Origin of the sequence: Burkholderia sp. Cy-637 (genome assembly GCF_011753175.1) — a bacterium.
In the GTDB taxonomy this organism is placed as follows: domain Bacteria; phylum Pseudomonadota; class Gammaproteobacteria; order Burkholderiales; family Burkholderiaceae; genus Burkholderia; species Burkholderia gladioli.
Genome location: NZ_VWWC01000243.1, coordinates 1 through 7953, shown reverse-complemented (window position 1 = coordinate 7953; position 7953 = coordinate 1). Strand labels below are relative to the sequence as shown.

Here is a 7953-nt window from a genome sequence, read left to right as displayed (position 1 = left end):
CTTCGGCCGGCTCGCGCAGCTCGACCAGCCCGGCGCCGCATTGCTGGACCAGGCGGCCCGGCGTGCGCGGCGCCAGGCCCGCCTCGCGCACCGCGTGGGCGGTGCCGAGCGTCGGGTGGCCGGCGAAGGGCAGTTCCCGGTGGGTGGTGAAGATCCGCACGCGGTAATCGGCGCGCGGATCGGTCGGCGTGCAGACGAAGCTCGTTTCCGAGAGGTTCGTCCAGCGCGCGATCGCCTGCATCTGCGCGTCGGACAACGGATCCGCATCGAACACCACGGCCAGCGGATTGCCGTGGAACGGCACCGCCGTGAAGACGTCGACCTGCTTGAAGCGAACCCGCCGCGCCGTCATTCGACTTCGGCGATCAGTTCGATCTCGACGCAGGCGCCCAGCGGGATCTGCGCCACGCCGAAGGCCGAGCGTGCATGCTTGCCGGCGTCGCCGAACACCTCGGCGATCAGCTCCGAGGCGCCGTTGGTGACCAGGTGCTGCTCGGTGAATTCGAGCGTCGAGTTGACCAGGCTCATCAGCTTGACGATGCGCTTGACGCGGTTCAGGTCGCCGGTGTGGGCGTGCAGCGTTGCCAGCAGGTCGATCGCCACGCCGCGCGCGGCGGCGCGGCCGTCCTCGGTGGACAGGTCCAGGCCGAGCTTGCCGGCCCACACCTTGCCGTCCTTCTTGGCGATATGGCCCGACAGGTAGACCGTATTGCCGCTTTGCGCGCTCATCACGTAGGCGGCGGCCGGTGCGCCCGCGCTCGGGAGTTCGATGCCGAGTGCCTTCAGCTTGTCGTAGACGTTTGCCATCTGTCGTATGTCCTTGGTTTGGGTTGGAGGAGTGACCAGGGGCCGGAAACCGGCGCGGGCCTCACAGGCGTTCGCGCAACAGCTTGCCGAGCCGCGCGACGCCCTGCTCGATCTGCTCGGGCGGCACCGTCACGAACGACAGGCGCAGGGTATTGGCCTGCGCGTCGTTGGCGAAGAACGGCGCACCCGGCACGAAGGCCACGTTCTGGGCGATCGCGGCCTCGAGCAGGGCCATGCTGTCGATGCTCGCGGGCAACTGCACCCAGACGAACATGCCGCCTTCGGGGCGATTCCAGCTCACGCCGGCCGGCATGTGCCGCGCCAGCGCGTCGAGCATCGCGTCGCATTGTGAGGCATACAGCGCGCGGATGTCGGGAACGTGCTCGTCGAGGAAGCCGTCGCGGATCACCTCGTGGGCGATCCGCTGGGTCAGCGAGGGGGTGTGCAGGTCGGTGGCCTGCTTGGCCTGCACCAGCTTGAAATGCAGCGATTCGGGCGCGATCAGGTAGCCGATCCGCAGCCCCGGCGCGAGCACCTTGGAGAAGCTGCCGAGATGGACGATATGGTCGGGCGCCATCGACAGCATGGTCGGCAGCGGCTCGCCGCGGTAGTTGAGCGCGCCGTAGGGATCGTCCTCGATCACCGGGAACGGGCTCGTCTGCGCGAAGGCCGCCAGCGCGCGGCGGCGCTCCACCGGCAGGCGGCGCCCGGTGGGGTTCTGGAAGTTCGGCTGGGCGTAGAGCAGGCGCGCGCCGGCGGTCAGCTCGGGCGTGAGCGCCTCGGGCACCAGGCCGGACTCGTCGCTGGGCACCTGCACGTAGTTCGGCTCGTGCAGCGAGAAGGACTGCAGCGCGCCGAGGTAGGTGGGCGTTTCCACCAGCACGCGGCTGGCCGGGTCGATCAGCACCTTGCCGAGCAGGTCCAGCGCCTGCTGCGAGCCGGTGGTGATCAGCACCTGGCCGGTGCGCACGCGATGACGCTCGGCGATCCACTCGCGCAGCGGCAGGAAGCCTTCGGTGGCGCTGTACTGCAGCGCGGCGGCCGGCGCGTCGCGCAGCACGCGGTCGGCGGCCTCGCGCATGCGCTCGGCCGGGAAGGTGGAGGGCGCCGGCAGGCCACCCGCGAACGAAATGACATCGGGCTGCTCGGTGACCTTCAGGATCTCGCGGATCGCGGAGCTGGTCAGCTTGCGGGCGCGTTCGGAGAGGGGCCAGTTCGGTTGGGGCAGCTCACTCATGATGTCCTCATCGGGTGGGGAAGGTGTGGATTATCGCTTGCGCGCTCAGCCGGCGCGAGCGGCTTGGGGCAGGGTCCGCACGCCGGAGCGGCGGCCCAGGATCACGGTGCCGATCACGGCCGCGGCGAACAGCCAGGTGGACGGCGTCACGGACTCGCCGAACAGCAGCGCGGAAAGCCCGATGGTGAAGAAGATCTGCAGCAGCTGGACCTGGCCGACGCGGGCGATGCCGCCCATCGCGAGGCCCGCGTACCAGGCGAAGAAGCCGATCAACTGCGAGAACAGCGTCACGTAGGCGAAGGCCAGCCAGACCGCCGTCGGCACCGGTTCGGCGTGCGTGAGGTGGTGCTGCCAGGCCAGCCAGCCGACCGGCGCGGCGAGAAACGGCGCGGACACCACCAGCGCCCAGCAGATCACCTGCCAGCCGCCCATCTGCCTGGCCAGGCGCGCGCCCTCGGCGTAACCGAGCGCGCCCACGCCGACCGCGACCAGCATCAGCAGGTCGCCCATCTGCGGGCGGCCGCCGCCGTCGCGCAGCGCGAAGGCGATCACCAGGGCGCTGCCGGCCAGCGCGCTGAGCCAGAAGCCGCGCGAGGGCCGCTCGCGCGACAGCCAGGCCGCGTAGAGCGCCACCAGCAGCGGCTGCAGGCCGTTGACCACGGCCCCGTGCGCGGCCGGCACGGTCTGCATCGACCAGGCCGAGAACACCGGGTAGGCGACGATCACGCCGGCCGAGACCACCGCCAGGCTCTTCAGTTGCGCACGCGTCGGCCAGGCCTCGCGGCGCCACCACAGCAGCAGGGCGGCCGGCACGGCGGCGGCCAGTGCGCGGCCGAGGCCGTTGAGCAGCGGGTGGAATTCGGTGACGACGACGCGCGTCATGGGCAGCGTCAGGCTGAAGATCGTCACGCCGAGCAGGCCTAGCAGCATGCCGCGGGTTTCGCGCGAATCGGACATCTTGATCGAGGCTCCGGAAGGATGGGGTGAATGGGCGAATGGGTGAATGGCGCGGGCGGCGCGCCTTCAGCGCAGCGTGCGCGCGCCCTTGGGGGTGTCGAAGCTGGCCACCAGCGCGCGCTGGGGATCGGCCGACACGGCCACCAGCTGGCCGGCGCCGAGCCAGTCGAGGTGCGCGACGATCGCCTCGGCCTCGGGATGGGTGGCGCTCAGCGAGCCGAGCACGACGTCGTGATGCGGCAGCGTGTCGGACGGATGGCGCGGCGTGTCCCACTGGATCAGCGAGGGCGCGATGCCGTCGGCCGCCTGGCCCGAGGCGTCGGGGAAGGTGCCGTCGGCGGGTACCGTCAGGCTCCAGCGCCAGTCGCCGCGGCTCATCCGCGCGACCGGGGCGATCCGCTCCGGATACTGGCGGCGCCAGATATCCAGGTGGCGCGGCGGCTCCACGCGCGCCACCCAGTGCACCAGCGCCGGGCCCTTGGCGAGGCGTTGCTGCATGGCCGGCTCGTCGAGGGCGAACAGGCGCGGGCGCGGCGCGCCGGACGGCGCCGGCGCGTCGGGATCGATCGCGATCACCTCCAGGTAGGCGCCGCCCCACAGGCCGAACAGCCGGTTGTGGGTGCGCATCAGCGGATGCGCGCCGCCGCCGGCGGGCTCGGTGCCGAGCGTGTCGGCGACGTAGGCCGTGCCCTCGTCGAGGGTGCGGGCGGCGATCACCAGATGGTCGAGTTTCAGCGGTCGTGCGTTCATGGCGGTTCGAATGGTCGGATTCCTTGCTGCGTGCGCGCGGACGGCTGGCCGGGGCGGGACGCACGGATGACGTGCGGCGATGCCCGCGGACCGCAGGCGCGGGGCGTGCGGCCGGGCTCGATCGAGCCGGTGCGGGCGGGTTCGGGCAAGGCCGGCGGTGCCGGGAGGGTGGATCCGGCGGCCGCGGCGGCGGGGCGCACGGGCTTCGATGGTAGCGGGCGCCCGGGCGCGCAGCCATGCGGAGCGAACGATGCCGGGTATTTGCCGGATCCGGGGCGAATCCACTCCGAATCCGGGCGATGGCTCGTCCACTCTGCGCTGGCGACCTGAAAACTGTAATCGCGTCGACCGGAACAGTAACGGTACAATCGGCGCAATACTTTTCTGTACAGTTCACGCCCGCCGGAGGCCGCCGATGTCCACCGTTCCGCTCGACCAGATCCCCGCGCCGCACGACACCGCCACGCTGACCCTGGTCGACCAGTTGGTGCAATGGGCGCGCCGTCGCATCGACGAGCGGGTGTTCCGGCCCGGCATGCGGATGCCCTCGATCCGCAAGCTGGCGATCGACAAGAACGTGTCGCGCTTCACCGTGGTGGAAGCCTATGAGCGGCTGGTGGCCCAGGGTTACCTCGATTCGCGGCGCGGCTCCGGCTTCTACGTGCGCGAGCGCGGCCCGGTGGCGCTGCCCGGCGAGACGCCCCGGCCGCAGCAGGACGCGCCGCCGGCCGCGGTCGACAACACCATCGACGTGGTCTGGCTGCTGCGCAACATGCTGCGCACGGTCAGCCCGGAAAAGGGGCCGGGGCTCGGCTACCTGCCGGCGCGCTGGCTCGACGGCGAGCTGATCACCAGCGCGCTGCGCTCGCTGGGCCGCCAGGCCGGCGCGCAGATGCTCGGCCTGGGCCGCGCCCAGGGTTTCCTGCCGCTGCGCCAGCAACTGCAGACGCGCCTGGCCGAGCAGGAGATCGGCGCGACGCCCGAGCAACTGGTGATGGTCTCGGGCATCACGCATGCGATCGACCTGATCGCGCGGCTGTTCGTGCGGCCCGGCGACACCGTGGTGGTGGGCGACCCGGCCTGGTTCCAGATGTTCGGCCGCTTCGCCTCGCAGGGCGCGCGCCTGGTCGGGATGCCCTACACGCCCGCCGGCCCCGATCTCGACGCGCTCGAGACCCTGGTCCAGCAGTGGCGGCCGAAGATGCTGGTGATCAATTCGGTGCTGCAGAATCCCACCGGCACCTCGCTGTCGGCCGCGCAGGCGTTCCGGATCCTGCGCCTGGCCGAGGCCTACGACTTCCTGGTGGTGGAGGACGACGTCTACGGCGATCTGTGTCCGGCCCGCTACCCGGCCACGCGCCTGGCCAGCCTCGACCAGCTCAAGCGGGTGATCCTGGTCGGCAGCTTCTCCAAGACCCTGGCGGCGAACCTGCGGGTGGGCTACATCGCCTGCTCGCACGAGATCGCCAATGCGCTGACCGACCAGAAGATGCTGGCCGGCATGACCACCCCCGAGCTCAACGAGCGGGTGCTCTACAAGGTGCTGACCGAGGGCCATTACCGGCGCCATGTGGAGCGGTTGCGCGGCCGGCTCGACGGGGTGCGCGACAAGACGGCCCGGATGCTGGAGCGGGTCGGCATGCGCCTGTTCACGATGCCCTCGGCGGGCATGTTCCTGTGGGCCGATACCGGCGCCGACTCCGACGCGCTGGCCGCCGCCGCGCACGAGGAGGGTTTCCTGCTGACGCCGGGCAGCCTGTTCTCGCCGCAGCAGTCGCCGTCCACCTGGACCCGCTTCAACGTCGCCAATTGCGGCGATCCGGCGCTCGCGCCGTTCCTCGCGCGCTACCTCGATTCGGTGCCGCGGCGCCCGGCCGAGGCCGGCCAGGGCACGCTGGACGCGGCCTAGCCGGCGGCCCTGACGGACGGGACCGCCACCGGAACGGTTCGCTTCCTTTGGCGGGCGAGCCGCGCCCGGCCGAGTCGATCCGGAGCCGCGCACGATCAATAACATCAATCGCCCCGGGGTCTTGAAATCGCCCCGGCCGGCCCCATTTCGGTGCCCGAAGACACGATCCGGCGCGGATCCGGCCCCGCCTTCGCGGCGAGTGCCGCCGGGCCCGGCGGATCTCCTCCCTCATTCATCCCCTTTGGCTACAGGAAAACGCAATGGCACATGAAACGATGAGCTTCCAGGCGGAGGTCAAGCAGCTCCTCCATCTGATGATCCATTCGCTGTACAGCAACAAGGAAATCTTCCTTCGCGAACTGGTGTCGAACGCGTCCGACGCATCCGACAAGCTCCGTTTCGAGGCACTGGAAAACGGTGCCCTCTACGAGAACGATCCGAACCTGCGGATCCGCATCGGCTACGACAAGGCCGCGCGCACCGTCACGATCGACGACAACGGCATCGGCATGAGCCGCGACGAGGCGATCGCCAACCTGGGCACCATCGCGCGCTCGGGCACCAAGGAATTCTTCTCCAAGCTGTCGGGCGACCAGCAGCGCGACGCCGCGCTGATCGGCCAGTTCGGCGTAGGCTTCTACTCGGGCTTCATCGTCGCCGAGCGCATCACGGTCGAGACGCGCCGCGCCGGCGCGCCGGCCTCGGAAGGCGTGCGCTGGGAAAGCGCGGGCGAGGGCGACTTCACGGTCGACGCGATCGAGCGCGCCCAGCGCGGCACCACCATCACCCTGCACCTGCGCGAGGGCGAGGACGAGTTGCTGTCCTCCTACAAGCTCAAGTCCATCATCCGCAAGTACTCGGACCACGTCGGCCTGCCGATCCTGATGAAGGCGGAAGAGTGGGACCAGGAAAAGGGCGAGATGGTCGAGAAGGACGAGGACGAGACCGTCAACCAGGCCAGCGCGCTCTGGACCCGTTCCAAGCAGGACATCACCGAAGAGCAGTACAAGCAGTTCTACCAGCACGTCGCGCACGACCACCAGGACCCGCTGGCCTGGACCCACAACCGCGTCGAGGGCCGCAGCGAGTACACGCAACTGCTCTACGTGCCGGCGCACGCGCCCTTCGACATGTGGAACCGCGACTACCGCGGCGGCCTGAAGCTGTACGTGAAGCGCGTGTTCATCATGGACGACGCCGAGCAACTGCTGCCGCAGTACCTGCGCTTCGTGAAGGGCATCGTCGATTCGGCCGACCTGCCGCTCAACGTCTCGCGCGAGATCCTGCAGGAAAGCCGTGACGTGCGCACCATCCGCGACGGCGTGACCAAGCGCACGCTGTCGATGCTGGAGGAATTCGCGAACGCCGAGGACGATGCCGGCAAGGACAAGTACAAGACCTTCTGGACCGAGTTCGGCCAGGTGCTGAAGGAAGGCGTGGGCGAGGACAACGCCAACCGCGAGCGCGTCGCCAAGCTGCTGCGCTTCGCCTCGACGCAGGGCGAGACGGCCGAGCAGAACGTCTCGCTGGCCGACTACGTCTCGCGCATGAAGCCCGAGCAGAGCAAGATCTACTACGTCACGGCCGACACCTGGCAGGCCGCCACCCACAGCCCGCACCTCGAGGTGTTCCGCAAGAAGGGCGTCGAGGTGCTGCTGCTGACCGATCGCGTCGACGAGTGGATGCTGTCCTACCTGAACGAGTTCGACGGCAAGCCGCTGGCCAGCGTGGCGCGCGGCGACCTCGATCTCGGCGCGCTCGACGACGAGGAGAAGAAGGCGCAGGAGGAAACCGGCGAGGCGATGAAGCCGGTGGTCGAGAAGATCAAGGAAACGCTCGGCGACAAGGTCAAGGAAGTGCGCGTGACCTTCCGCCTGACCGATTCGCCCTCCTGCCTGGTGGCCGACGACAACGACATGAGCGGCTACCTGCAGCGCATGCTGAAGGCGGCCGGCCAGCAGGCGCCGGCGATGCAGCCGATCCTCGAGATCAACCCCGAGCATCCGCTGATCAAGCAGCTGCAGCCCGAAGGCGCCGACTTCGCCGACTGGTGCCACCTGCTGCTCGACCAGGCGCTGCTGGCCGAGGGCGGCGCGCTGGAAGATCCGGCCGCCTTCGTCAAGCGCACCAACGCGCTGCTGCTGTCGCGCGCCGCGTGACACGGCCGCGCTTCGACGCGGCCGACGCGCACTGGCGCGTGGTGCCGCGTCCCGGCCTGGGCGCCGCGCCCCGCGACTGGCTCACGCGCGGCGGTTCGCTGACGGCGCACTTGGCCACGCTCGGCGCGGTCAGC

7 protein-coding genes and 1 pseudogene are annotated in these 7953 nt (G+C 70.0%); 3 read left to right on the top strand and 5 right to left on the bottom strand.

The annotated features are described in order from the left end of the window. The 5 genes from F3J10_RS33095 to F3J10_RS33075 all read right to left on the bottom strand — a co-directional run. A partial coding sequence (locus F3J10_RS33095; RefSeq protein WP_167243852.1) for a PhzF family phenazine biosynthesis isomerase occupies positions 1-352 on the bottom strand: 352 nt, incomplete at its 3' end. Next, a complete protein-coding gene (locus tag F3J10_RS33090; protein WP_013698971.1) occupies positions 349-807 on the bottom strand; it encodes a RidA family protein in 459 nt (152 codons plus the stop codon). The genes F3J10_RS33090 and F3J10_RS33095, both read right to left, overlap by 4 nt. Before the next feature lie 61 nt (positions 808-868). Further along, complete coding sequence (locus F3J10_RS33085) at positions 869-2044, bottom strand: PLP-dependent aminotransferase family protein (RefSeq protein WP_167243851.1); 1176 nt, start codon at positions 2042-2044, stop codon at positions 869-871. Between the two features lie 45 nt (positions 2045-2089). Then, the gene (locus F3J10_RS33080; protein ID WP_025096547.1) at positions 2090-3001 is read right to left on the bottom strand and encodes a DMT family transporter; all 912 of its coding nucleotides are present in this window, start codon (positions 2999-3001) and stop codon (positions 2090-2092) included. Positions 3002-3067: 66 nt separating this feature from the next. Next, complete coding sequence (locus F3J10_RS33075; protein WP_167234234.1) at positions 3068-3751, bottom strand: VOC family protein; 684 nt, start codon at positions 3749-3751, stop codon at positions 3068-3070. A 415-nt stretch (positions 3752-4166) separates the two neighbouring features. Between F3J10_RS33075 and F3J10_RS33070 the strand changes: the two genes are divergently transcribed. The 3 genes and pseudogenes from F3J10_RS33070 to F3J10_RS33060 form a co-directional block, all read left to right on the top strand. After that, a complete protein-coding gene (locus F3J10_RS33070) occupies positions 4167-5660 on the top strand; it encodes a PLP-dependent aminotransferase family protein (RefSeq protein WP_167234233.1) in 1494 nt (497 codons plus the stop codon). Positions 5661-5920: 260 nt separating this feature from the next. Further along, complete coding sequence (htpG, locus tag F3J10_RS33065) at positions 5921-7819, top strand: molecular chaperone HtpG (protein ID WP_167234232.1); 1899 nt, start codon at positions 5921-5923, stop codon at positions 7817-7819. Further along, positions 7816-7953: pseudogene (locus F3J10_RS33060) on the top strand (chorismate--pyruvate lyase); the annotation flags it as partial. The gene htpG and the pseudogene F3J10_RS33060, both read left to right, overlap by 4 nt.